This is a genomic window from Pontibacter toksunensis, from assembly GCF_042686245.1.
Classification (GTDB): domain Bacteria; phylum Bacteroidota; class Bacteroidia; order Cytophagales; family Hymenobacteraceae; genus Pontibacter; species Pontibacter toksunensis.
Genome location: NZ_JBHUOX010000011.1, coordinates 171,543 through 194,968 on the forward strand (window position 1 = coordinate 171,543; position 23,426 = coordinate 194,968).

Here is a 23,426-nt window from a genome sequence, read left to right on the forward strand (position 1 = left end):
GATTCCAGTCTTTGGGTTGAGCGCCTTTGGAGATTTTTAGGTGCCGCTGCCGCGGCAGCGCCCTGGCGCAGAAAAACTCCCAGCGCGATGCCCGAAGACGCGGCCTCTCGGCCCAGAGAGCAAAGACAGATAAAGTGGAAAAGGCTGTTTATGAGTCGCTGTTTAAGCTGAATCTACGGCAGCTTAGACAGAAAAAAGGTATAATCTAATGCAATTGGGTATAAATGGATAAACAGAAAGGTTTTTCAGGTATAAAGGAAGGCTCTACAGGTTTAAGCGCCTGTATTGGCCTGGAGCAAACGCAGGAAGTTACCGCCTAATATTTTCTGTACATCGGCTTCGCTGTAGCCTCTTGCCAGTAGCTCTTTCGTAATAACCGGGAAATCCTGCACCCCATTGAGCTGCTGCGGTGTAGAGGAAATGCCGTCGAAGTCAGAGCCAAGACCTACATGGTCTACCCCTACCAGCTTGACAATGTGGTCGAAGTGGTCGATTAAGAGCGATAACGATGGGCGCATGGCAGCGGCCTCTTTCGGATATTTTTTTACAAGCCAGCTGTTGATGGCAAAGTTGGAGCGCTTCAGCTGCATCAAAGAATCTACCTCTGCCTGGTGCCGCTTGATAAAAGCCTGCCGACGCTTTGCAAAATCCGGGTCTACAAAGCTCGCTTCGAAGTTGATGTTTATAACGCCACCGTTTTTTCCTACTGCATTTATCTGCTCATCCGTAAGATTCCTGAAATGCGGGCTGATAGCTTTCACACAGCTATGCGACACCAGTACTGGTTTGGAGGTCATTTCCATAACATCCCAGAACGTCTGTTCCCCCACATGGCTCAGGTCGACCAACATACCTAGTTCATTCATGCGCTGTACTACCTGCCTGCCAAAGTCATTCAGGCCTTTTTGGTGGTTCGGCACTTTGCCGCTGCTTTCGTCCATGGCGGAGGTAGCCCAGGAAGTAGAGTTGTTCCAGGTAAGGGTCATGTAGCGGGCACCGCGGCTGTAGAGGCTGTCGAGATAGTTTAGGTTATCTTCTATCATGTGTCCGCCCTCCACGCCTATCATGGCCGCCAGTTTCTGCTGCTGCACCGCCTGCATTATATCAGCGGGTGTTTTGGCCATCATCATCTTGTCCGGGTTGCGGGCCGCCACAGCGTACAGGGTATCTATCTGCCTGTTGGCATACGCAAAGCCCTTCCCTTTTCCGTAGGTCTCGTCGCTCCATACTGAAAAAACCTGGACGTCCACGCCACCTTCCTTAAACCGGGCCAAATCAGAATGCGTTTTGCCTTTCAGGTTATCTGCAATGTCTAATCCCTCCAGCATGTTTATCAGCACATCATTGTGCGTATCCACTACAATGGCCTGTTTGTGCACCTTTTTGTAACTCTGTGTATACGCAGAGGTATAGCCTAAAAGTAGGGCCGCCAGTGCCACGCCTTTCGCTACAGATTTTCTATTTATCATATGTTGGCTCCGTATTTGGCTTTTCTGTTTAACATTCCCGCTCCTTCTCCTAAGAAGCCTAGCATTTTTTTATTCCTGTCACCCTGAAAAGAGAGAACTCCTTCAGACATCTTTAAGTGTAACGCCTGAAGGCTAATGGAAGACAGGATGAACCAATATAGTAAATCCCTTTGAACTTACCTGACCCAGTTCTCTACCAGCAAGCCTGAGAAGGCAAAGAAGTTGGTGAGTATGTGTGCGATGGTCGGAGCCAATACACGCTGCTGTTTATAGACAACATAGCCCCAGAGGCCGCCCACCAAAGGCAGGAAGCCGCCCTGGTAAGAAACACCGTGCGCGGCATACACCGAAATGTGCCATAGACCAAACAGAGTAGCAGGGAATACAAATGCCAGCCCCATATGTTGTTTGTAACGGCTGATGAAAGCTCCACGCCAATAGAACTCCTCCACAAATCCATTGACTAAAGCAGCAGCGGCAAGAATCAAATATAAGGTGAGGTTGAGATGATGGTAAAAGGTTAGGAAAGCGCCAGAGAACGCACCCAAAACAGGGACAAAGCACAGGAGCAGGAGTAGCACGTTCTGCCTGGTAAGCGGTGGCCATGTGTACAGCTTCGCCAGGTTATTACCTTTTAGTTGCATACCATGTAGGAGGCAGTATAGCCAGTAAATGCTGAAACTGGCAAGATAGCCGGCAGTTTTGCCCAGCACCTGCGGCAGGAAAAAGAAGGATGCGAACGTTAAAGGCAGAATCAGTAGGCTAAGCAGAAGCGGGCTTTTGCTTTCCAGCTTTTCCGTTTTAGACTGGCCATTCATGTGCCTTTACTTTATACACGAACATATTCCGGATAGTGTGCAGCTAGTTCCTCATATGCAGTTTCTACATTCGCGGGTATCCTAACTGCTGTAATAAAGCCTTTCCCCCTGGGGCCATAACCGTTTTCGTCGTTGCGTAGCCTAGGTATTTCTCCCATCACCAGAGAAAGCAGCCTGTCTATCCCACAGAACTCGCTGTGCGCTTCGTTGGTGTAAGCAAAGTTTTCCGCCTTCATTTTTAGTGTAGGAGTAAATGCAGCGAAACTGATAAACTGAGCTGCCTCACCCTTACTTTCCTTCCATACTTTCTCAAAAGAGGCCTGGCTTCTGCGCTGCAGCACCGGGTCTTGCAGGAGCAGTATAGTTTGGGGTTGCTTTTGTAAACGCGCCAGCACTTGGTAAGCTTCCGAAGCATTGCTGCCGCAGTTGGAGGACTGGTTCTCAACGATGATACTGCTTTCCTGTAGCTGCCAGTGCTTCACAAAAATGTCTTTCAACATGTCGGCCTCTGCCCTGCCTCCAGTACTTATACCCTTATATTCCGGGTGCCGCTTAATGTTTTCTTCCAGAAATACGGTAGAATGACCAATGCCGCCACCTATCATCAGCTCCTTTGCCAGTCCCTGCTGATATGCCAATGCCGCCTGCTCTGCCACATACAAACTACTGTTGCCGAGCAAAATCAGAAGGTCTGCCTGTGGTATATTATACTCCTTGCCAAGCTCAGATTCCGATAGACTGCTGATGTCCTTTTTCGCTAAGAAGGAAATAAGCGTGTTAAAAAGGGAGACGTGGTGTTGTGCTGGCTGCATTGCTAAATATAAAGAACTTAGGCTTTGCGCAGTACAAAGCAGCCAATTTTATCGGGGTGGTCCTGTACTAAATCAGTGGAATGGCAGTGGCGTAGCATCCAGAGCACCAGCATGTCGCCGGCAGCGGCCAGCGTGAAAAAGAGTCCAAAAAAGAACACCCATGGGTTCCCGATAAAGATACCTATCAACGCAGGCAGAATTCCCATTACCATTCCCGGCATCATGCCGCCCAGGATGTAAGGCTTCAGGGGCAGCACCTCCCCGCAGTGGCAATAAGGCGACAGGGCTTTCCAATGTATGCCATACTTAATCGACCTGACACCATTTTTACAAAAAGCAGCCCAGGTAAGGCCATGCAGCAATTCGTGCACCACCGCCCCGGGTATAAAAACGAGCATCATCAGGAACGGCAGGAACAACATATGTCCACCGTATACTTTCGCAACTTCTCTTAAAGCTTCAGAAGAAAACTGCTCCGGCCACAGCAGCACATAAGGCAGCAGGAGCACCAGCATAACGGGAAAGGCAAAAGCCAGCGCCTGCACATTGGCATCTGTTGCAGTAGTGGCAAGTTCTATTCTTTTATATGAATCCTCTGCCATAGTGATATCATCCGTGTGAACCATCATTTGGCCTGCCGTAGCTTCAACTAAAACAGCTTCCTGAGGTCTGCAAATGTATCTATGGTTTGTACATCGGCCGCTACTTCGCCAAAGCCATACTTTGCAAATACAAAAGGCACCTCCGCTACCTCGCTTGCCTCGTAATCGCCTTTTGTGTCGCCAACATAAACGGCAGACTTTAAGTTATTACGCCGGATAACATCTTTAATGTTTTCTCCCTTGGGCTGGTTTTTATCTCCGAAGCAGGCGTGGTCGGTAAAGAAATGCTGCAACTTATGAAACTCCAGGAAATTATCAATATAGCCAACCTGGCAGTTGCTCACGATAAAGAGCCTGTGCTTTTCCTGAAGCTGCTCCAACGTTTCCTCTAACTGTGGGTATAACTCGCCACCCTTCTCCTTCAGGTTTTCCATCTGCAGTTTGTCACTCACCTTCTGCAATTCCCGTCGCTGCTCCACGCTCAGGTCTGGAAAGATTTTATCATAGATGGCATCGTGCGGCATCCCGGCAACATTCCGTATGTCGTCGGCTGTCAGCTTCTTGTCTACAAAGTCAAACTGGTCGATAGCGGCGTTCCATGCTTCCGCGATGGCTGGGGTGCAGTCCCAAAGGGTGCCGTCCAAATCAAATATTATTCCGTCTGTAGTTTGTTTCATCTTGTTATTATCCGCAGTTATACATTCAATTTGTGGTTCTGAAAACAATCCGACCGTTGTGGAGCAATTTTACCAACAACTGATTTTAGGAAAGCCAATGTCACCTGTTCTTCTGCTCCTTGACCTCCCTGCAAAGGAAACGTATATTTTAAAAGACAGCAGGTGGCTTTTGTTGTTATAGGCATTTCTCCCATCCAATAAAGATAGCTGTATTCAGAAGCCATATAGCGTGCAAGCGTCCTCTTTAACAGCTTCTATTTCTGCGCCTCCGGCCCAGTTGAGTCAGAGACTCAACATTCACCCTATGTCACGAATCTGAAGATTCGCGCCAGGATATTTTAATAAAATAGTTTCCAAATCAAAGGGACTAAGAATCTATGTCATATTCTCTATTAGCTCCCGCAGCCGATCAGCATTTAAGACTGCGTTGCCCAGGATAGTGTTGTTGAAGTACACCCACACCTGCTTCCCATCCAGCAGCCAGTCGTGAACCATGAACGCATAGCGCTCCAGTTGCTCGTCGGTATAGGCGGAGGTGTATAGTTTCTCCTCACCGTGCAGGCGCAGGTATACAGTGTCTGTGGTGGTGGCTTCGAAACCGGGGAATCGCTTGCCGGCACTCGTAATCACCCAGGTAACAGCATGGTCCTGAAGCAGCTCCTGCGCCTCGTCCGTAAACCAGGACTTATGCCGCGCCTCCAGTGCAAACACAGGCTGGGGATATTTTTCACGCAGCATGGTGAAGAAATCAGCCGCCACCCCATAGTCGAAATGCAGGCTGCCTGGCAGTTGTACCAACACCGGCCCCAGGCGCTCTCCCATCGCCAGGAAACGGGACATGAATTTCTCCACAGGTTCTTCTGTATCGATGAGTCGGCGGTTATGCGTTACCTCCTGGTGCATTTTGGCTCCAAATTTAAAAGATGCGGGAGTCTCAGTTAGCCACTTCTGGATAGTTTTAGCCATGGTGAAGTGGTAGAAGCTGCTGTTTAGTTCGGTGGTATTGAAGCGCGTGGCATAATAGCCCAGTCGTTCTGCAGATTTAATATCTTCCGGATAAAGGATGCCTTGCCAGCGATAGCTCCAGCCGGAGGTGCCTATGTATAAGTTGTCGTGTTGTGCCATGGTTAAGGCAGTACGTAAGCAGATGGCTGTTTAGTTAATTCCCCGTTTACTTTTATTTGCATTTACCATTCCCTAACTTCAAACAAAACCTACAGGCACAGATGATAAAGAACTACGTGTGACAGTTGTACTGGATATTGATAACCTCTCCAAGCGCTTCGGCTCCATACAGGCCGTGAAGGGGCTCACCCTCCAGGTGGAGCAGGGAAGCATTTATGGCATCTTAGGGCCAAACGGAAGCGGCAAAACCACGTCCCTGGGTATGGTGCTGGACGTGATACAACCCACATCGGGCACCTTTGCATGGTTTGGGCAAGGAATTAACCGAGGCACAAAGCAACGGGTGGGGGCCCTGCTCGAAACGCCAAACTTTTACTCCTACCTCACCGCCCGGAAAAACATGGAAATAGTTGCCGGCATCAAAGGAGTAGGCTACAATAAAATAAACCCTGTACTGCACCTGGTGGGGCTGGAAGAGCGGAAGCATACCACGTTCAAAGGTTTCTCCCTGGGTATGAAACAGCGCCTGGCCATTGCCTCGGCGCTTCTCAACAACCCCGAGGTGCTGGTACTGGACGAGCCGACAAATGGCCTTGATCCGGAGGGAATTGCTGAGATTCGGGAGCTGATACTGCAAATAGCCGCTGAAGGGAAAACCATTATACTGGCCAGCCACCTGCTGGATGAGGTGGAGAAGGTGTGTACCCATGTGGCGGTGCTGCAGGACGGCGTGTTGCGGGCAAAAGGGCCTGTCGATACCATTCTCTCAGCCAAAGACCAGGTTATCATCAATGCGCCGGACATGGCACACCTGCTGGAGGTGCTGCGGCAACTGCCTCTTGTTGAATCTTTTCAGCAGGAGCGGGACCATGTGCGCCTGACACTGCAGGACGGGTTTGGGAGCTTGGATTTGAACAAAGCTATGTTTGAAGCGGGCATTGTGCTGGCACAGCTAACGGTGCGCCGCAAGAGCCTGGAAGCCCAGTTCCTGGAAATCATAAAAAAATAAACGAATGAACTTACTCCGCATAGAGCTGCATAAAATACTGCCTTACCGAACGGTGTGGGTGATTTTGGCTGGGTACGCTATTCTGCTCACGCTTTTTCTGTATGCCAGCAGCCATGTTACCGTAAACGGGCAGCAGTTGGGGGAGAGTATGTACCGCTTGCCTGCGTTCTGGCAGCTCCTCACCTACATTGCCAGCTTCTTCAGCCTGCTTTTCAGTATTCTTGTTATTGTGCTGGTAACAGATGAGTATGCCTACCGGACACTGCGACAGCAGGTGATTGATGGCCTCTCCCGGGCGGACCTGGTGTCGGCCAAGCTGTATGTTATACTGGGTTTTGCAGCGGCAGGCGCTCTCTTTCTATTGCTTCTGGGGCTCTATTTCGGCCTGCTATACAGCATCAACCCTTCTATGGAGGCAGTTTTCAGCCAGATGGATGCCCTCCTATACTATTTTGTCCAGACAGCCGGTTACATGTCGCTGGCAATGGTGTTTGCCTTTCTTATCAGGAAAAGTGGCCTGGCCATCGTGGGGTTTATCGCCTACTCCATCATCATTGAACCGCTTATTCAGTTACGCTTACCGGATGCAATCGACAAATACCTGCCAATGAAAGTGATGGGAAGCCTGACGCCACGGCCCATACAGGAAGTGCTCGACCAAGTGACCACTCCCACGGAACTGCTCTCCCCGGGTTTGGCAGCGCTTGTGACCGTTGTTTACATCGCGGTTTTCTGGCTGCTCAGCTACTATATTCTCAGGCTCCGCGACCTGTAGGCACTGTTACAGGGAATTGAAGTAGTTGATAATGGCGGCCATCTCGTGGGGCTTGTCGTAATCCAGTTTCCGGCTTTTTACGAACTTTTTCACTTGTTTTGATTTTTTCCCGAAGAGCTTGTGCAGGTCCCTTCGCACGTTGCGCAGCGTTACAACCTCTCCATCCGGCAGCAGTACATAGTATAGCTCTTCTATCTGGTCTATGTAATTGCTCCCCATCGGGTAGTAGTAGGGGTTGTTGTAGTAGCCCAGCCTGCTGGCGTAGTGCACATCGCGCCGCACATACCTTTCCCGCATCACCAAGGTAAGCGGCCCCTGGTTCAGTTGCTCAAAAAAGGTGGGTTTTTTAAAATCAGAGTAGTCGCGGCCTAAGTCCCACATCAGTGTCCGGAAAGTATAAGGCCTGTTGCTGGGGTGCTCCTGTGCAACAAAGTACTCTACGTTCACCGGCGAGAAGGCGCTGATTGTGCCATCCTCCTCATTGTGCACGTACACCACTTCCTGTGTCCGGTGATAGGTTAGCGGGCCATAAATAGTGTCTCCTGAAGTGAGCACCACCTTTCCGGCGGGCCACTCCTGCACATCAATTTCGGTACGGTATTGCGCAAATACATCGGGTGAAAAAACCATTACAGCAATCACCACATACACCACCTGCGCAAGCATGGTCAGATTTTCCTTCATGTGGCTACGTATTCTTAAGTTTTACACACCGCAGAAAGCGATTTATTCTGAAAGTGCTCCTTCTTTAGTATACTTCATTCCCGGAAAAGGTTACCTAACACAGTCTCTTTAAGTATTTTAATATACAAACTGCGTATTTATTGTGCCGAAACAAAGGATTTGTGGGACAAGCCATAATACCAGAAACCCCCACCTTCAGGCAAAAAGCAAGGGTGTTCTGGTATCATCAACAGGCAGCTGTACAGAAAGCTTCAGTTTATTGCCAGGTGCTCAAAATTATAGCGACAGTTGCAGCAATGCCAACCAAAGTCCCAATACCTGCGCCTGCCGCTGCTTTCCCTATTTTTCTCTTCTTTGCCTGGTCTTTGTAGCCCTTCACATAGTCTGGGTAAGAGAGCAGTTCCCTGTCTGACACCCTGTTCTGATGAACGTTGGGTGGCGTGAAAGCGAGAACGGCAGAACCTGCTAAGCCATAAGGAAAAATAAGCGCACTGGCTGCGGAGCCCCACAATACGCCTTCTCCTTTGTAGAGTTGTATGGCATCCCGCTTGCCTAACAGGTAAAGTTGATCAGGTGTTAGTGCCGCTGCTGTCACTACTTTATTATCCTGCAGGTTTTCAGAGAATACTTCCTTCGCCCCATTCTCAAACCGTACCATAAACACCTCTGTCTTTGGCAGCCTCAGAACTACTTCTGCTGAGGAATCCGGCTGGTGATACAGAATCTCTTCAAGGGTGATCTCCAGCACCCGCGCCGGTATCTCTTCTCCGTTCACCTTCACTATATAATCCTGTGCAAAGGCATTCTGAAGCAAAAGTGTGAGTAGGATTAAAATTAAATTCCGTTTCATATAGTTGAGCTTTATGTTTGGTTTGTTGATGATGCTGAGTCACTGCCCCCCGGTATGTATGGCCTGGAAAAAGCGGCAGAACCTGGTGAAATCCGGCACTTGAAGGGAAGTGGGGAGGTAACTCAGAAGGAATAAGACACCTAATACTTGCGGGAGTTAAACCCGAACAGCAGGCTGAACCTGGCGCCGTCTTTAGACGGAGCCACTGCAAAGTTCACCGGGAAATTTATGCCCTGGCTCTGGAAATTGGTGCCAACTGCCATTACAAGTCCTGCACCGCTCAGCGACACGTTCGGGCCAATCCCAAACTCGAGCCCCTTTGCGCTCCTTACTCCTACCAATCCGCTCAGGCTAGGCAAAAATTTTCCCTGCTCCAGCCCTCCCACGAGTGGCACAAATTCAAACAGACCGGACACGCCACTGTCTAATGTGAAGATCCGTGTCTCGAACTGCCACCCAAACTGCGTCATGAAAGGATTTACATCTGTGTGAAACTCATCTTTGATGTTATCGGCATACCGCTGGCTCAGAACAGTAAACCCTAGCCGTGGCCCCGACAGTTTCAGGACCTGCTGTTCCTGTGGCACCTGCACCGGCGAATAGGCCGGAAGACCTGCATCAGACCTTGCTGCCTCATTGAACACTTCTTTTGTGCCGTTTTCATACTTAATCATGAACACGCCGGCTTTCGATACAGAGATCAAAGGGCCCTGCAGGTTATCGAAGCGCCTGTACTTAATTTGTGTCGGTGTAATTTCCTCCACTTTCACCTGTAGTTCGTCGCCGTTCCGCTTCACCAGAACATCCTGCGCCTGGCAGAGGACAAAGGAACACATGGCACTCAAGGTTAGTAATAGCTTTTTCATGTCTGTAGGACGTTAGGTTTGTGTTTTAAGATTTTGTGTTATTTCTTGTGATAAAGGTAGATAGGGGCCAGGAGCAGGCAAAGCGTGTTTTAAGAAATATGAGACTTTCATATATGATATTATATTATTACATTTATATGATTTACAGCTATTTACAAGTCTATAATCAGACTTTATAAAAGCAAAGGTTTACCTTAAAGAGTAGTACCCAACGCTTAACAGCCTGCTGCGCAAAATATGGATGACCTGAAGATTACCCTCGACACACTCTCGGATGACGATAAGCGGGAACTGGCTGTGTTTATACAGCGGGAAAAAAAGAAAAAACACCGGAAGGATTTAGAGTTATTTCAGCTCCTGCAACAGAAGAAAAACTATAAGCCGGAGCAGCTAATACAGCGCCTGTACCCGGAGGATCCGAATCCGGTGGCGTATTATGCCCTTCGCAAGCGGCTCATGCGTCACATTACCAATTTTATACTGCTCAAGCGCGTAGAGCAGGATATTACGGCCGCCTCTCCGATTATGGGAATGCTGTCGCTGGCGCACTACTTGTTCGATATGCGGGCAGACAAATTATCCTGGACTTACCTGCGCAAGGCGGAGAAACTGGCCATTACGAACGAGCAGTTCGATTTGCTGAACATGGTGTACAATCTTCAGATTGAGAAAGCAGATAGTGAGTATGCTGACAGCGTGGAAGAGATAATCTGCAAACGCAACCAGAACAAGCTGGCAGCCGACGAGGAAGAACGGGCAAACATTGCCAGCAGTATTATTAAGCACCGCCTGCAGGCCGTGCGCCGCCAGGGCAGCGACCTCCATTTCAACAACATCATACAGGAGGTACTGAAAGCATACGGGCTCACAGAGGCGGTAAGCAAGCGTCCTTCTCTCCTTTACAAGCTGCTCTCCATTGCCCGCAGCGCCGTATTGGCCCGTAAAGACTTTATTTCTTTTGAACCCTACATCATTGCCCAGTACCACGAGGCCGAACAGAAATATGGTGGCTTCAAAAAGGCACACCAGTACTATAAGGCAAGCCTGCTGTACATGATTGCCCATGTGCTGTACCGTAATAAGAAGTTTCGTGAATCGATGCACTACCTGGGGCTGCTGCACGAGAGCATCAGCGGGGAAGGAAAAAGCCATCATGCACTTTTTTACCCGCGTTATACCTTTCTGATGGTTGCCAACCTGGTGTTCCTGTTCCGGATACAGGAAGCCATTGAGTTAATGGAAAACCTGCTCTATAAAAACACAGCAATTCTCGGCACAAAGGACCTGCTAACGGCCCAGTTAGGGTTAGGCTTTAACTATTTTGCACAGGGTGCTTTTTCTAAAGCGAATAAAGTGCTCCTGAACATCAACCATTCAGATAAGTGGTGCGAAGGCAAAATGGGACGTGAGTGGACGCTCAAGAAGAACCTGGGCGAGCTTATTATACAATATGAACTAGGCAACGAGGATTTGGTACTGAACAGGATTCGGGCGTTTGAGCGCAACTACAGAACACTTCTGCAGGAACCTGCTTATAGAAATGTGAAACACTACCTGCAGCTTATCAAGCACATGATTGACTTTCCGGAGGAGGTATACCGCCCTGAGTTTGTGCAGAGCGTGGAGAACACACTGGAATTCTCATCTTTTGAAGACACCGACATTCAAGCCATGAGCTTTTATGCCTGGTTAAAATCCAAGATGCTGCGGCGCCCATACTACGATGTGCTGCTGGAACTGGCCCAGACAAAAGGCTGACCTGCTGATGGCCAGACAGCAGTAAGACCATCAGCAGGACCTTTTAAAGAAAAAACCCTGAGCAGAAGCTTTTTGCTTTCTGCCCAGGATTCAGACTATTTATGATTCGGATTGGTTTGATGCTTTATCGTGGTGCTCTTTAGAATCTCGTGGCCCAGCTTATCTCTTTTTGTGGTCAGGTAGCGCTGGTTATGCTCGTTTGGGAAAATCTCAATCGGCACACGGTCTACAATCTCAAGCCCATAACCCATCAGGCCAGAACGCTTTTTCGGATTATTGGAGATTAGCCTCATCTTCGTCACACCTAGGTCACGCAGAATCTGGGCTCCCACGCCGTAGTCGCGCTCATCCATACCAAAGCCAAGCTCCAGGTTTGCCTCAACCGTATCCAGCCCCTGCTCCTGCAGTTTATATGCTTTCAGCTTGTTGATAAGGCCAATACCACGGCCCTCCTGGTTCATATAGACCACTACTCCTTTGCCTTCTTTCTCAATCATGCGCATGGCCTCGTGCAGTTGCGGCCCGCAGTCGCAGCGGCAGGAGCCGAAGATATCGCCGGTTACGCAGGAAGAATGCACCCGCACCAGAATAGGCTCACCATCTTCCCAGGTGCCTTTGACCAGCGCCAGGTGCTTGGCACCGGTGCTGAGTTGTGTGAAAGCGTATAAATCAAAGTCACCATAGTCCGTGGGCATCTGCACTGCTATTTCACGCTCAATCAGGCTTTCTTTCTGCAGCCGGTACTTAATCAGGTCTTTGATGGAAACTAACTTCAGGTGAAAGCGCTCAGCCACCCGGAAAAGGTCAGGCAGACGGGCCATTGTGCCATCCTCGTTCATGATTTCCACCAGAACGCCAGCCGGTGCCAGTCCGGCCAGACGTGCCAGGTCTACTGCTGCTTCGGTGTGGCCGGAACGGCGCAGCACACCTTCTCTTTTCGCTTTTAGCGGAAAAATGTGGCCCGGCTTACCAAGCGAGTGCGGATCTGTAGTCGGGTCGACCAGTGCCTGAATGGTTTTGGCGCGGTCGGAGGCGGAAATACCTGTCGTGCAGCCGTGTCCGATTAAATCCACTGACACGGTAAACGGTGTGGCGTGCAGGGCAGTGTTACGGCCCACCATCAGTTCCAGCCCCAGCTCATCGCAACGTTCTTCTGTGAGCGGCGCACAAATAAGTCCCCGGCCATGAGTCGCCATAAAATTGACGATCTCCGGCGTAATTTTTTCGGCAGCACAAACAAAGTCGCCTTCGTTTTCGCGGTCATCGTCGTCTACCACAATCACCACTTTGCCCTGCCTTATATCTTCTATAGCAGACTCAATAGAGTCTAATGGCCTGCTATCATTGTTCGTATTGGATTCCATATCATTCTGTTGTGCCTGCGCTGCCTGCGTAGCAGCCCCGGCTGTTAATCCTTTAAAGCCCTGCAAAATTAAAAAGTTTACACGGCTTTCCCCTTTTTATTTAGACAACAGTTTTGTAAAGGATTTAGTTGAAGCTGCTGTGAAGTAAAGGCAAGGGCGAAGACCTCGCAGCGTGCGCAGCTCCTGCGAGCGTCTGGTACGATGTAGCTGTTGCTCAAGTAATAGTTCTCTAGCCTCCCTTGGTCTTTTCTTTCAGGAAGTGAAGAGACAGATCTATGCTGCTGAAACATGCTTTAAGCTAAAGCCTCTGGTTCAGACGCTCGCAGGAGCTGCGCACGCTGCGAGGTCTTTTGAGAGCGACCATTGAAAGTAAAGCTTTCTCTCCTGTTCTAAGGAGAGGGCTGGGGAGAGGTTATCTGTTCACCACGATCCCCAGCATATCGCCCAACTGGCAGTGCAGGGTTTTAAGGTTGCGGATAAAAGTGAGCTGCTGAATCTGCTCCTGTGGGTCGGTGACGAGGCGCAGCTTTTCCATTTCACCTTTTATCATCAGCTCCACATTGCGCCACTTCAGGCGCAACACGGCGCGCTCGGCACCATAGGGCAGCAGGTCTAATTCAGTAGGCACAAAGATCTGGTGCGTTTCCCAGTTATGGCTCAGCTCGTGCGGATCAGAGAGCAGGTTAGTGGCTTCAGTGCGTATCTCCTGGTCAGGGTGATGGATAAAATCTTCTGCTGTGGCCATGGTCCCTTCGCAGAGCTTCTCTTTGATCAGCTCCATCAGGCGGGCGTAAAGTGGTGTCCGGAACTCCACATCCTCCAATTGCTCCAGCATATACTGGCAGGTGTTCAGGCCTTCCTCCAGCACGCGGTCGGGATAGTTAAGCAGCATGCGCACAATTTCACGCTCATACCGCTTTAGCACGTCCAAATCCGACACCGGCTTTTCCGGCTCAGGCTCTGCAACAGGAGGGGCCATAAAATGCTCAGGCCCACCCTGCTGCTTTGGTTGCTGGCGGTCCTGCAGCTGCATTTTGTTGTACTCCGAGATCAGCACCTGCTCATCAATATCGAAGATAAGGCTGCAGCTGCGGAAGAAGACAGTACGCTTAATGGAATCCGGAATCTTGGCGATGGAGGCTACAATCTCGCGTATAGCCTCAGCCTTTTTTACCGGGCTGCCCTTGGCTTCGGCAGCATATAAGCTGGTTTTGAAGGATATAAAATCCTGCGCGTGCTCTTTTATATAGGCTTTAAAAGCCGTGTCGCCCACTTTCTGGATATAAGAATCCGGGTCCTCCCCTTCCGGGAACGTCACCACGTCCACGTTCAGGCCGCTTTCAAGAATCAGGTCAATACCACGCAGCGAAGCTTTAATACCAGCCGCATCGCCATCGTATAATACTGTGATGTTTTCGGTATAGCGGGCAATCAGCTTTATCTGGCCTTCAGTGAGGGAGGTACCTGACGAAGCCACTACATTCTCGATGCCACCCTGGTGCAGCGACAGCACATCAAGGTAACCCTCCACCATGTAGCACATATCCTGCATCCGGATAGCCTGCTTCGCCTGGAAAAGGCCATACAGCACATTGCTCTTGTGGTATATATCAGACTCCGGGGAGTTAAGGTACTTCGGGCTTTTCTTGTCGTTCGTCTTCAGCGTGCGGGCACCAAAACCCACCACGCGCCCCGACACATTGTGAATCGGAAACATGACACGGCCCCGGAAACGGTCATACTTCTTGCCGTCTTCTTTTGCAATAGTCAGGCCGGTCGCCTCCAGGTATTTCTGCTGATACCCTGCCTTCAGCGCAGCGTCCGTTAAATCTGTCCACTCATCAACGCTGTAGCCTAGTTCAAACTTTTTGATGGTATTAGCACTCATACCCCTCTGCTTCAGGTAGGACATACCAATGCCGCCCTGCTCGTGCGAATGAAGATTTTGCTGGAAGTGCTTGTTCGCGAAATCAGAGACGATAAAAAGACTGTCTTTTTCGCTCTGCTCCTTCGCATACTCCGGGTTCGGGTTGTCCTCCGGCACCTCAATGTGGTACTTCTTCGCCAGGTATTTAATGGCCTCCGGAAAACTGGTGCCCTCCACATCCATAATGAACTGCACCGAGTTGCCTGCCTTGCCACAACCGAAGCATTTGTAAATGCCCTTCGCCGGAGATACGGAAAAAGATGGAGACTTCTCGTGGTGGAAAGGGCAGCAGGCCCACATGTTCTGCCCCTTCTTTTTCAGCGACACAAAGTCACCGACCACTTCCGTAATATCAGCTTGGGCTAAAACTTGGTCAACAGTTGTTTGCGGGATCAGGGACATGGGCAAAGGTATTAGCGGAAGACAAAGATAAGAGTTTCGCTAATTCTGAAAACTGTTTCTGAATAACAAATGGTAGTCTGCCTAAACTCCCGTAGGTTCAGCATATCCAGTGACATCAAACCTACAGTTGCATAGAATGACTCTGTGCTCTCTAGGCCTAGAGGCCTCGTCTTCGGGCATCGCGCTGTGTAACTGAAGCTGCCTCCGCTCTGCTCCGGCTGCCTCGCTGACGCTCAGCACCGCAACATTTACAAGGCGCTCAACCCAAAGACTGGAAACATTTTCACTTCATGCAAACAGAGAAATGGATATGGTTCTTTAGAAGGAGCTTGATTTGAATGGGTAAAGAAAATACAAGTGGTGTAAAATATTAAACAGGCTGTTGCTGGTCAAAAGACGCAGCAATGACGATTTGTTTCTCCATAGGTTTCTTCAGGAACTGATGGTTTTAACTCTATATTCAAACATCCATAATTCAATCTTTCAACATCTCCTCATAAAGCCTCTTGTTTTCGGAATCAAAGCACACAAACACCACCCGCTGCAGGCTGGTATCGTGTTGCTGCAGGTAATCTTTTACCGTCTGCACTGCTACCTGAGCGGCTTTGTCTTTGGGGTAACCGTACACGCCGGTGCTGATGTTGGGGAAGGCGATGCTTTGCAGTTGCTTTTCCGTGGCAAGCCGGAGACTGTTCTTGTAGCAGTTAGCCAGCAGTGCCGGCTCATCTTTACTGCCTCCATGCCAAATCGGTCCAACGGTATGAATGACATACCTGGCAGGCAAGTTCCCGCCTGTCGTTATAACAGCTTCGCCGGTGGGGCAACCACCCTGACGTGCTCTTATCTGCTTACATTCTTCCAGAATAGCGGGTCCGCCTGCTCTGTGGATGGCGCCGTCTACACCGCCACCGCCTAAAAGGCTGCTGTTGGCAGCATTCACAATAGCGTCCGTTTCTACTTTGGTAATGTCCCCCTGTTGTAAATCTATTTTAGTATCTGCCATAGCTTTGCATTTCTTTCCACTACGGCAAAGAAACCTTAAAGGCGAAAGGCTATAGCTGAAGAAGGAGTTGAACTAAATGATGAGCCGCTGCTTTGCAGTAGCTTTAGCAGAGATGGGTGTAGCCGTAGCAGGCAGAGTCGGTGCGTCGACTAGCTCTTCCTGTTCTCCAGGTTTGGTCGCTTTCTTATTTTCAGCACCTCCCAATTCTAAGCAGAAGGTAAGGGCCAGAATAGCAAGGAATAGCAGGAAAAGGCTGCCAAATCCCTCTGTGTTTTCTTTTTCCATAGCTACATAAGGTTGTAAGGGTTGCGTTCAAACAGAAGATTCAAATTTGCCTTCAACCGTTGCATCAGCAGGTAACATAATTTACTGAAATTCAAAGGAAAACTAATACGATGCGTGGCTTGTTGCACTCTAAAGGCCTTCGCTTATGATTAGCGGTTTTTCGTTTGTATCTTTGCGGGGCGAAATGCAATGCTTTATACTATGGCTATTACAAAAGAAGATATATTAAAAGCACTCAGCTATGTAGAGGAGCCTGATTTAGGCAAAGACCTCGTGACGCTGAACATGATAGAGAACGTGCAAGTAGACGGCAAGAGCGTAAGTTTCACCGTAATACTGACAACTCCCGCCTGTCCGCTGAAAGACCTTATCCGGAATGCCTGCGTTACCGCCATCCATACCATGGTGGACAAAGAGGCTGACGTAACCGTGAACATGACCTCACGCGTTACCTCCGGCCGTGGCGATACTTCAGAAGTTTTAAAAGGTGTGAAAAACATTATTGCCATTGCCTCCGGTAAAGGCGGTGTGGGTAAATCAACCGTCACCACGAACCTTGCCCTTGCCCTGGCCCAGTCCGGCGCAAGGGTAGGTCTGATTGATGCTGACATCTCCGGCCCGTCTATCCCAACCATGTTTGGGGTTGAGCAGCAGCGCCCGAGCATGGTACAGGGCGACCATGGTAAGAACTATATTATGCCGGTGGAGAAGTATGGCGTTAAGATGATGTCCATCGGATTCCTGACACCAGCCGACGGTGCTGTGGTCTGGCGCGGCCCGATGGCCAGTTCTGCCCTGCGCCAGTTCATTTCTGATGTGGAGTGGGGTGAGTTGGACTACCTCCTGCTGGACCTGCCTCCAGGCACCTCTGATATTCATCTGACTATGGTGCAGGCGCTGCCTGTAACTGGTGCTGTTATCGTAACGACGCCGCAAAAAGTGGCGCTGGCTGATGCAGTGCGTGGCCTGCAGATGTTCCGGCAGCCCCAGATAAACGTGCCGGTGCTTGGTGTAGTGGAGAATATGGCTTACTTTACGCCTGCTGAGCTCCCTGAGAATAAATATTATATCTTTGGAGAAGGTGGTGGCAAAGCCCTTGCTCAAAAATATGAAGTGGCACTCTTAGGCCAGGTGCCAATTGTGCAAAGCATTCGTGAGAGCGGCGATTCCGGAACTCCTGTGGTTTTAGAGAACGATTCTCCGGCTTCCCGTGTTTTCAGGGAGGTAGCACAGGCTGTGGCGCAACAAGTATCTGTCCGTAACGCCACACTGGGCAAAACGAAACCTGTAGAAATTAAAAGCTAAGATAATGGCAGTCACAAATGTAGATCAAGATTTCATGCTCCGGGTAGAGGGTGCCCTCGACCAGATCAGACCTTACCTCGAAGCTGACGGCGGCAATGTAAAAGTGCTGGAGATAACCGAGGATATGGTATTAAAGCTGGAATTGCTGGGCGCATGCGGTACCTGCCCTATGTCTACCATGACATTGAAAGCCGGTGTGGAGCAGTCTGTACTGAGGGCTATCCCGGAGATAAAATCCGTGGAAGCCGTAAATGTAACGCCGTTATCAGTTTAATAAGAGTTTACATTGTAAGACTTTATTAGAAGTTTATATGAAGAGCGGGTGTGGTTAAACCACACCCGCTCTTTTATTTTCGGACCTGTACTTTTTAGCTGATGCTAATTAGAATCGATAAAGAAGCAAGTTTTAGGCTGCTGCAGACTTCCCTCCTAAGACAAGGAGAGGCAGAGGGGTGGTTGACCCGGCGGCACAGGACAGGAGAATAGCTCCGAAACCAGTTTATTTAACAAGCTCACAAATTACCGCCCATCTACTTACTCCCGCTCCTTAAAAAGAGGCGATAAAGATGCTTTTATAGAAACAGCTCCGGTTTACTCTTTTCCTTACAGGGCAAAAAAGCTATATTTACAGAAACCCTGATGCACGGACAAGATGATCAAAGCCAACGATCCGGACCTACACTCCTGGATAGAAATAGCCCCTGACAGTAATTTCCCAATTCAGAACCTTCCATTTGGTATCTTCACCACTCCCGATCGGGACCCGCGTGTGGGAGTGGCCATCGGGGAGTATATTCTGGATTTGTGCGTGCTGGGGCAGCAGGATTTCTTTGTTCTGATTGACATGGACCCCAACGTATTTCACCGCCCTTACCTGAATGACTTCATCGCCTTAGGGAAGCCTGTTTGGCGGGCGGTACGCAACCGTGTATCAGAACTCCTCCAGAACAACAACTCGGAAATCAGCGGCAACAGCAATTTAATCAGAGAATGCCTGGTAAGGCAGGATGAGGCTGAGCTGCTGATGCCGGTAAGGGTGCAAAACTACACAGACTTTTACAGCAGTATGGAGCATGCAACCAACGTGGGTTCCATGTTCCGGGACCCGGAGAATGCGCTGCTGCCAAACTGGAAGCACCTCCCCGTTGGCTACCATGGCCGTGCCTCCTCTATTGTGGTGTCTGGCACGGATGTTTACAGGCCAAAGGGCCAGACAAAAGCGCCTGATGCGCCCTCTCCTACTTTTGGTCCCACCCAACAGCTGGATTTTGAACTGGAGGTAGCCTTTATTACAGGTAAAGAAAGCCATCTTGGAGAAGCCATCACTACCTATGAGGCGGAGGATTATATTTTTGGGCTCGTACTTTTCAACGACTGGTCGGCACGGGATATACAGATGTGGGAGTATGTGCCGCTGGGGCCTTTCCTGGCTAAAAGCTTTGCCTCTTCTGTCTCGCCGTGGGTCGTGATGCTGGATGCACTGGAGCCATTCCGCGTGAAGGGACCGGAGCAAAACCCAAAGCCACTGCCCTACCTGGAGGTACTGGGCAGCCGCAACTTTGATATAAAACTGGAGGTGCTGCTACAGCCGGAAAACGGTATAGAGAACAGCATCAGCCGCTCTAACTCTAAATACCTTTACTGGAACATAAACCAGCAACTGGCGCATCAGAGCAGCAACGGCTGCAACATTCAGGTGGGCGACCTGTATGCCTCCGGCACCATCAGCGGCCCCGACAAGTCCTCATATGGTTCTATGCTAGAGCTGACATGGCGTGGCACACAACCACTGCAGTTATCAGACAATTCCACACGCCAGTTTATCAATGATTATGACACTGTTATCATGCGCGCATACGGAGAGCACAACGGCATCCGGATAGGTTTTGGAGAAGTGAGAACTAAGGTACTGCCAGCTTTATAGGCTCAGGGGGTAATAAACAGGCAGCAGGCACAGTGATTTTTCGCTCAGGTAATATAGGGAGCGTCTTCAAAGTAAGATGAAGGCTAATGTGCCTGCTTTGGTTTGGTTTATGATCCCCTGTTAAAGAAAAGCAGTTTTAAAAATATTGGCGCTATTAACAGGCTGATAAGGCTAGCCGCAACTATCGCTATAATGAGGTTCCAGAAGTCGCCTTTCACACCCATGACTTCTTCAAGGTTTAAGCCGGCAGAAAACCTGATACCAACTATAGCCAGCATCAAGAAAACTACTAATGGCCAGTATGCTTTTGTCCTCTTTGATTTTTCTGCAACAACAGGCTCTGCTGGCAACCTCATAATAGCATACAAAACCACCACCACCCCTATCGCTGAGCTCAGCAAATTCAGGAAATAAAAGAGCGGTACCGAAAAGACACTCAAGCTGGTATGTTCTCCCAGCAGCGCAAGCTGGTTTTCACCCGGTCCGTTTTTATGGGTAAAACCATCCCAGATAATATGTGTAGTAGCTCCGATGATGATAGAAGTAATGATGATGAAGTAGTGCTCCGTGAAATGCACTTTCCAATCCAGTTTCTTGAACCTGGCTACTCTTCTCCTCATAAAGCCAGGAAGATTATCTATCAAAGGGTCCCGCACGACCAGGTGAAATACAAAAGACAGCATAATACCCAAAGGAAGGCAGAACCAGAAAATAGCACCCCAGGTATGGCTGTAGCTGTTTCCGCCTTCCATGCTCAGGAACTTCTCAAAATCAGGTGCCATGCTCCCAATCACCAATCCCGTTAAAGAAGTGCACCTCTTTGGTAAATACTTAAATGGTAAGACAGCAGCAGGATGGGCAAAGGTAAAAGGCATTCTCTAATGGAATAAATGTACTGATGCTGTTGAAATACTGTACCTGCGGCATAATGGTTATCAGGAGGAAACAATGTGATGTACCTTTATGAGGATTTCCCTCAGCTTCTTCTCATCTACAAGCAGACTCTCTTTTATTTTTGAATTTGCGTACATTAGGGCTATGTCAGTTAAAACCATTGATCCACAGCAGGCACAGGCCTCAGAACTTTATGCCCTCATGTCTGGAGCCGTTGCACCACGACCTATTGCCTTTGCCAGCACCACCGATACAGCAGGTAATGTAAACCTCAGCCCCTTCAGTTTTTTTAACCTTTTCAGCGCGAAACCTCCTATTCTGGTTTTTTCCCCTTTAAGCCGGATGCGCGACAACAGCAGCAAGCATACCCTGGAGAATGTGCTTGCCACCAAAGAAGTTGTTATCAATATTGGCAACTATGACTTGGTGGAGCAAATGTCACTGGCCAGCACAGAGTATGATCTGGGAGTGAATGAATTTATTAAATCCGGATTGACACCCGCAGCATCCGAACGGGTAAAGCCGCCGCGTGTACAGGAGGCGCCGGTGGCTTTTGAGTGCAGGGTGAACGATGTGATAAAACTTGGTGCAGAAGGCGGCGCCGGCAACCTGGTGCTTTGTGAGGTCCTGCTGATGCACGTGAACGAAAACATTTTAGAAGAAAACGGGAAAATTGATTCTGTTAAACTGAATGCCGTGGCCCGCATGGGTGGAGACGATTACCTTCATGCCATTCCGGAATCTATTTTTAAGCTACCAAAGCCCAACCGCAACAAAGGAATGGGCGTTGACCAAATCCCCGACTTTATCCGCAACAGCAGCATCCTGACCGGCAGCAACTTAGGCCGCCTGGGCAACACAGAGAAAATGCCCACAGATGAAGAAGTAACAGCTTTCCAGTCAGACCCGCTGGTGTCATACATCCTCACAAAGTACCGGCATGACCCGGCAAAGCAGCGGAAGGAACTGGAAGTATTGGGTAAAAAGCTGCTGGAAGATAATCAGGTAGCACAGGCATGGAAGGTACTGTTGCTAATGGGGCTGTGAGTCTACCCCTTAAGGTTCAGCCTACGGATTACGACAAAGCTTTTTCTGCTATGGCGCTCCCGATTCTGCCACTGCCGTCTTCAAACAGGTGAAGGGTTTCAATTTATATGAGCAACCGCCGACCTGACAGGGGCTTTGCTGGTCTCATTGCCTCTTCCGAGTGCTGTATGATTGAACCATTGCATGAACCTGTTCTAATTTCATCCGGTATGCGAGAAGAAGGAGCTTCAAAAATTGGCTCATATATACTTAAATGCGCTAAGGCAGGAAATGTTGGCCTGCCTCGTGCCTACTTGGCTCGGCTTTGTGCCAACCTACCGGGACAGGCTGATACAGCCGGTCTTGAAGTGCTGCGGCAGCGATTACCTGCGCATTATATACGGCCCGGAGTACAACCTGGACAAAACCCGGAGCACCTAAAACAGCGCTACACCAAGGCAAAGCGCGAACGCCTATGCGGGACAGAAGCATTTACTTCAAGCCAATCCCTAAACGTTTTATAAGCGATGTAGCGCAGCGATTTCATTTGTTAATTTCCCTGATATTCACGGCATAGGCCATTTGTGGATTTTTAACGAGCAATAAATCGATATCCTCCTGACTAAACCCACTTTTCTTCAAGGCCGGAATCAGATGTTCGAATATATCAGTATAACCGCGATAGTTTCCGCCGTTTTCCTGTTCTGGATCATACCACCCCGCATCATGGGATATCAACGCTTTATGAAGCACATTTTCCTTTTTCAATTTTGTTAAAAGCTCTACACACCAATCAATCCCACCAGGTTTACCAGAACTGTCTTTATTCACATTATCCAGCGAAATCCATGCACCTTGTTTTGCGGCTTTGATATACCCTTCAAAAGTACCGTGCTGCGCATGCGTCCACACGAAGGCTTCAGGAGAAACCCCCTCCCCTTTCAGTATCTCCAATTGCGCAAATGCCGGGCCATCGGTGCCAGTATGTGAAACAACGGTCAGTCCTGTTGCCTTGTGCGTAATTGCTGCTGCCTTGACAATTTTCACATGCATCGGCGACAAGGTGTCTTTCCAATCAACTGATATTTTGATAAAGCCCGGGTATACACCCGAACCATCAATTCCATTGTTGAATTCACCGATCCAAACTTTGGCAATAGCTTCAGCAGTTTCGCCTAAAGCGTGTGCAGGAACATACTTATTGTCTCCTACACCATAATAGCCTGTGTTGGTAACGATATTCACTCCGGTTTTTTCAGAGAGCTGTCTAAGCAATAAAGGATCGCGGCCTAAATAGGCAGGGGTGCAGTCAAAAAATGTGTTCACGCCTTTCTGTTTGGCTTCCATTAAAAAAGGAAGCGCCTTTTCAATCACCTCCGATTTTTCCCAACGATGGGCTCCAGTGCTGTCAGCTCCAATAAAGTCGACCAGTACATGCTCGTGGATCAAGGTGATTCCCATTTCTTCAACAGGTATCTCGCCTGTTACGGTGACAAGTTTCCCTTGCTTCAGATTTTGGGAGCAGCCTGTCGCAAAAAGGATTGCAACCAGATAAACGATTGATTTGCTCATAACACTGGATTTTAGTGGCAAAGAAACTATTAGTTAAAGAATAAAGCTTTGTTAGGTCTTCATGCATCATTTCCAAAAGATACATTATTTGATGTTAGCAAAACGTACAACTTTGCATTACTGCCGGACAGCGGTAAACATGGGCCATGTTAAAAATAAGCTTCCAAAGACTTAATTTAAGCAAAATCGGTTTGACAAAATATTCCGAACTTAACGACGGCAAAGGCTTGCCTGGCAGCTTGTCCGGCACTGCGACTTGCGGGAGGACCAGGCCTCCTC

The 23,426-nt window shown here is 49.1% G+C and carries 23 protein-coding genes; 8 read left to right on the plus strand and 15 right to left on the minus strand.

Going from position 1 to position 23,426, the window contains the following annotated elements; translation table 11 throughout:
- Nucleotides 1-272 precede the first annotated feature (272 nt).
- From ACFS7Z_RS15575 to ACFS7Z_RS15600, 6 genes are all read right to left on the minus strand, one after another.
- Nucleotides 273-1,469 (minus strand): dipeptidase, encoded by a 1,197-nt coding sequence (locus ACFS7Z_RS15575; RefSeq protein WP_377486302.1) that lies wholly within the window; start codon nucleotides 1,467-1,469, stop codon nucleotides 273-275.
- Between the two features lie 176 nt (nucleotides 1,470-1,645).
- Nucleotides 1,646-2,287 (minus strand): CPBP family intramembrane glutamic endopeptidase, encoded by a 642-nt coding sequence (locus ACFS7Z_RS15580; protein WP_377486305.1) that lies wholly within the window; start codon nucleotides 2,285-2,287, stop codon nucleotides 1,646-1,648.
- Between the two features lie 11 nt (nucleotides 2,288-2,298).
- On the minus strand, nucleotides 2,299-3,099 hold the full coding sequence (locus ACFS7Z_RS15585) for a YdcF family protein (protein WP_377486308.1): 801 nt from the start codon (nucleotides 3,097-3,099) through the stop codon (nucleotides 2,299-2,301).
- 17 nt (nucleotides 3,100-3,116) lie between these two features.
- Nucleotides 3,117-3,701: a DUF3267 domain-containing protein gene (locus tag ACFS7Z_RS15590; RefSeq protein WP_377486311.1), complete on the minus strand. Its 585-nt coding sequence runs from the start codon at nucleotides 3,699-3,701 to the stop codon at nucleotides 3,117-3,119.
- Nucleotides 3,702-3,748: 47 nt separating this feature from the next.
- On the minus strand, nucleotides 3,749-4,378 hold the full coding sequence (locus tag ACFS7Z_RS15595; RefSeq protein WP_377486314.1) for an HAD family hydrolase: 630 nt from the start codon (nucleotides 4,376-4,378) through the stop codon (nucleotides 3,749-3,751).
- Between the two features lie 375 nt (nucleotides 4,379-4,753).
- Complete coding sequence (locus ACFS7Z_RS15600; protein WP_377486316.1) at nucleotides 4,754-5,503, minus strand: DUF72 domain-containing protein; 750 nt, start codon at nucleotides 5,501-5,503, stop codon at nucleotides 4,754-4,756.
- 118 nt (nucleotides 5,504-5,621) lie between these two features.
- On the opposite strand from ACFS7Z_RS15600, the gene ACFS7Z_RS15605 reads away from it, so the two are divergent.
- Nucleotides 5,622-6,512: an ABC transporter ATP-binding protein gene (locus ACFS7Z_RS15605; RefSeq protein WP_377486319.1), complete on the plus strand. Its 891-nt coding sequence runs from the start codon at nucleotides 5,622-5,624 to the stop codon at nucleotides 6,510-6,512.
- 4 nt (nucleotides 6,513-6,516) lie between these two features.
- A complete protein-coding gene (locus ACFS7Z_RS15610) occupies nucleotides 6,517-7,287 on the plus strand; it encodes an ABC transporter permease subunit (protein ID WP_377486322.1) in 771 nt (256 codons plus the stop codon).
- A gap of 6 nt (nucleotides 7,288-7,293) precedes the next feature.
- Here ACFS7Z_RS15610 and ACFS7Z_RS15615 read toward each other — a convergent pair whose 3' ends face one another.
- The 3 genes from ACFS7Z_RS15615 to ACFS7Z_RS15625 form a co-directional block, all read right to left on the minus strand.
- Nucleotides 7,294-7,971: a hypothetical protein gene (locus tag ACFS7Z_RS15615; RefSeq protein WP_377486325.1), complete on the minus strand. Its 678-nt coding sequence runs from the start codon at nucleotides 7,969-7,971 to the stop codon at nucleotides 7,294-7,296.
- 256 nt (nucleotides 7,972-8,227) lie between these two features.
- Nucleotides 8,228-8,821 (minus strand): hypothetical protein, encoded by a 594-nt coding sequence (locus ACFS7Z_RS15620; protein WP_377486328.1) that lies wholly within the window; start codon nucleotides 8,819-8,821, stop codon nucleotides 8,228-8,230.
- A 140-nt stretch (nucleotides 8,822-8,961) separates the two neighbouring features.
- The gene (locus ACFS7Z_RS15625) at nucleotides 8,962-9,687 is read right to left on the minus strand and encodes a hypothetical protein (RefSeq protein WP_377486331.1); all 726 of its coding nucleotides are present in this window, start codon (nucleotides 9,685-9,687) and stop codon (nucleotides 8,962-8,964) included.
- A gap of 237 nt (nucleotides 9,688-9,924) precedes the next feature.
- Between ACFS7Z_RS15625 and ACFS7Z_RS15630 the strand changes: the two genes are divergently transcribed.
- A complete protein-coding gene (locus tag ACFS7Z_RS15630; protein ID WP_377486334.1) occupies nucleotides 9,925-11,445 on the plus strand; it encodes a hypothetical protein in 1,521 nt (506 codons plus the stop codon).
- A gap of 95 nt (nucleotides 11,446-11,540) precedes the next feature.
- Here the strand turns inward: ACFS7Z_RS15630 and ACFS7Z_RS15635 are convergent, their stop codons facing one another.
- The 4 genes from ACFS7Z_RS15635 to ACFS7Z_RS15650 all read right to left on the minus strand — a co-directional run bounded on the left by ACFS7Z_RS15635 (nucleotide 11,541) and on the right by ACFS7Z_RS15650 (nucleotide 16,426).
- On the minus strand, nucleotides 11,541-12,809 hold the full coding sequence (locus tag ACFS7Z_RS15635) for a bifunctional 3,4-dihydroxy-2-butanone-4-phosphate synthase/GTP cyclohydrolase II (protein WP_377486396.1): 1,269 nt from the start codon (nucleotides 12,807-12,809) through the stop codon (nucleotides 11,541-11,543).
- Nucleotides 12,810-13,221: 412 nt separating this feature from the next.
- Nucleotides 13,222-15,138 carry a DNA primase gene (dnaG, locus tag ACFS7Z_RS15640; RefSeq protein WP_377486337.1) on the minus strand — a complete coding sequence of 639 codons (1,917 nt, stop codon included), beginning with the start codon at nucleotides 15,136-15,138 and terminating at the stop codon, nucleotides 13,222-13,224.
- 475 nt (nucleotides 15,139-15,613) lie between these two features.
- Nucleotides 15,614-16,141: an O-acetyl-ADP-ribose deacetylase gene (locus tag ACFS7Z_RS15645; protein ID WP_377486340.1), complete on the minus strand. Its 528-nt coding sequence runs from the start codon at nucleotides 16,139-16,141 to the stop codon at nucleotides 15,614-15,616.
- A gap of 72 nt (nucleotides 16,142-16,213) precedes the next feature.
- Nucleotides 16,214-16,426, minus strand: coding sequence for a hypothetical protein (locus ACFS7Z_RS15650; protein ID WP_377486343.1), 213 nt, complete (start codon nucleotides 16,424-16,426; stop codon nucleotides 16,214-16,216).
- Nucleotides 16,427-16,627: 201 nt separating this feature from the next.
- Here ACFS7Z_RS15650 and ACFS7Z_RS15655 point away from each other — a divergent pair, with 201 nt between their 5' ends.
- From ACFS7Z_RS15655 to fahA, 3 genes are all read left to right on the plus strand, one after another.
- The gene (locus ACFS7Z_RS15655) at nucleotides 16,628-17,731 is read left to right on the plus strand and encodes an Mrp/NBP35 family ATP-binding protein (RefSeq protein ID WP_377486346.1); all 1,104 of its coding nucleotides are present in this window, start codon (nucleotides 16,628-16,630) and stop codon (nucleotides 17,729-17,731) included.
- A gap of 4 nt (nucleotides 17,732-17,735) precedes the next feature.
- Entirely contained in the window at nucleotides 17,736-18,005 is a 270-nt protein-coding gene (locus ACFS7Z_RS15660) for a NifU family protein (protein ID WP_377486348.1), read from the plus strand.
- 378 nt (nucleotides 18,006-18,383) lie between these two features.
- The gene (gene fahA, locus ACFS7Z_RS15665; RefSeq protein ID WP_377486351.1) at nucleotides 18,384-19,655 is read left to right on the plus strand and encodes a fumarylacetoacetase; all 1,272 of its coding nucleotides are present in this window, start codon (nucleotides 18,384-18,386) and stop codon (nucleotides 19,653-19,655) included.
- Between the two features lie 107 nt (nucleotides 19,656-19,762).
- Here the strand turns inward: fahA and ACFS7Z_RS15670 are convergent, their stop codons facing one another.
- Complete coding sequence (locus ACFS7Z_RS15670; protein WP_377486355.1) at nucleotides 19,763-20,530, minus strand: DUF4184 family protein; 768 nt, start codon at nucleotides 20,528-20,530, stop codon at nucleotides 19,763-19,765.
- Between the two features lie 163 nt (nucleotides 20,531-20,693).
- Here ACFS7Z_RS15670 and ACFS7Z_RS15675 point away from each other — a divergent pair, with 163 nt between their 5' ends.
- Together ACFS7Z_RS15675 and ACFS7Z_RS15680 are read left to right on the plus strand one after the other, a co-directional pair.
- Nucleotides 20,694-21,596 (plus strand): flavin reductase family protein, encoded by a 903-nt coding sequence (locus ACFS7Z_RS15675; protein ID WP_377486358.1) that lies wholly within the window; start codon nucleotides 20,694-20,696, stop codon nucleotides 21,594-21,596.
- A gap of 234 nt (nucleotides 21,597-21,830) precedes the next feature.
- Entirely contained in the window at nucleotides 21,831-22,016 is a 186-nt protein-coding gene (locus ACFS7Z_RS15680; RefSeq protein WP_377486361.1) for a hypothetical protein, read from the plus strand.
- A gap of 102 nt (nucleotides 22,017-22,118) precedes the next feature.
- On the opposite strand, the gene ACFS7Z_RS15685 is transcribed toward ACFS7Z_RS15680, so the two are convergent.
- Nucleotides 22,119-23,147: a phosphotriesterase family protein gene (locus ACFS7Z_RS15685; RefSeq protein WP_377486364.1), complete on the minus strand. Its 1,029-nt coding sequence runs from the start codon at nucleotides 23,145-23,147 to the stop codon at nucleotides 22,119-22,121.
- Between the last annotated feature and the right edge of the window lie 279 nt (nucleotides 23,148-23,426).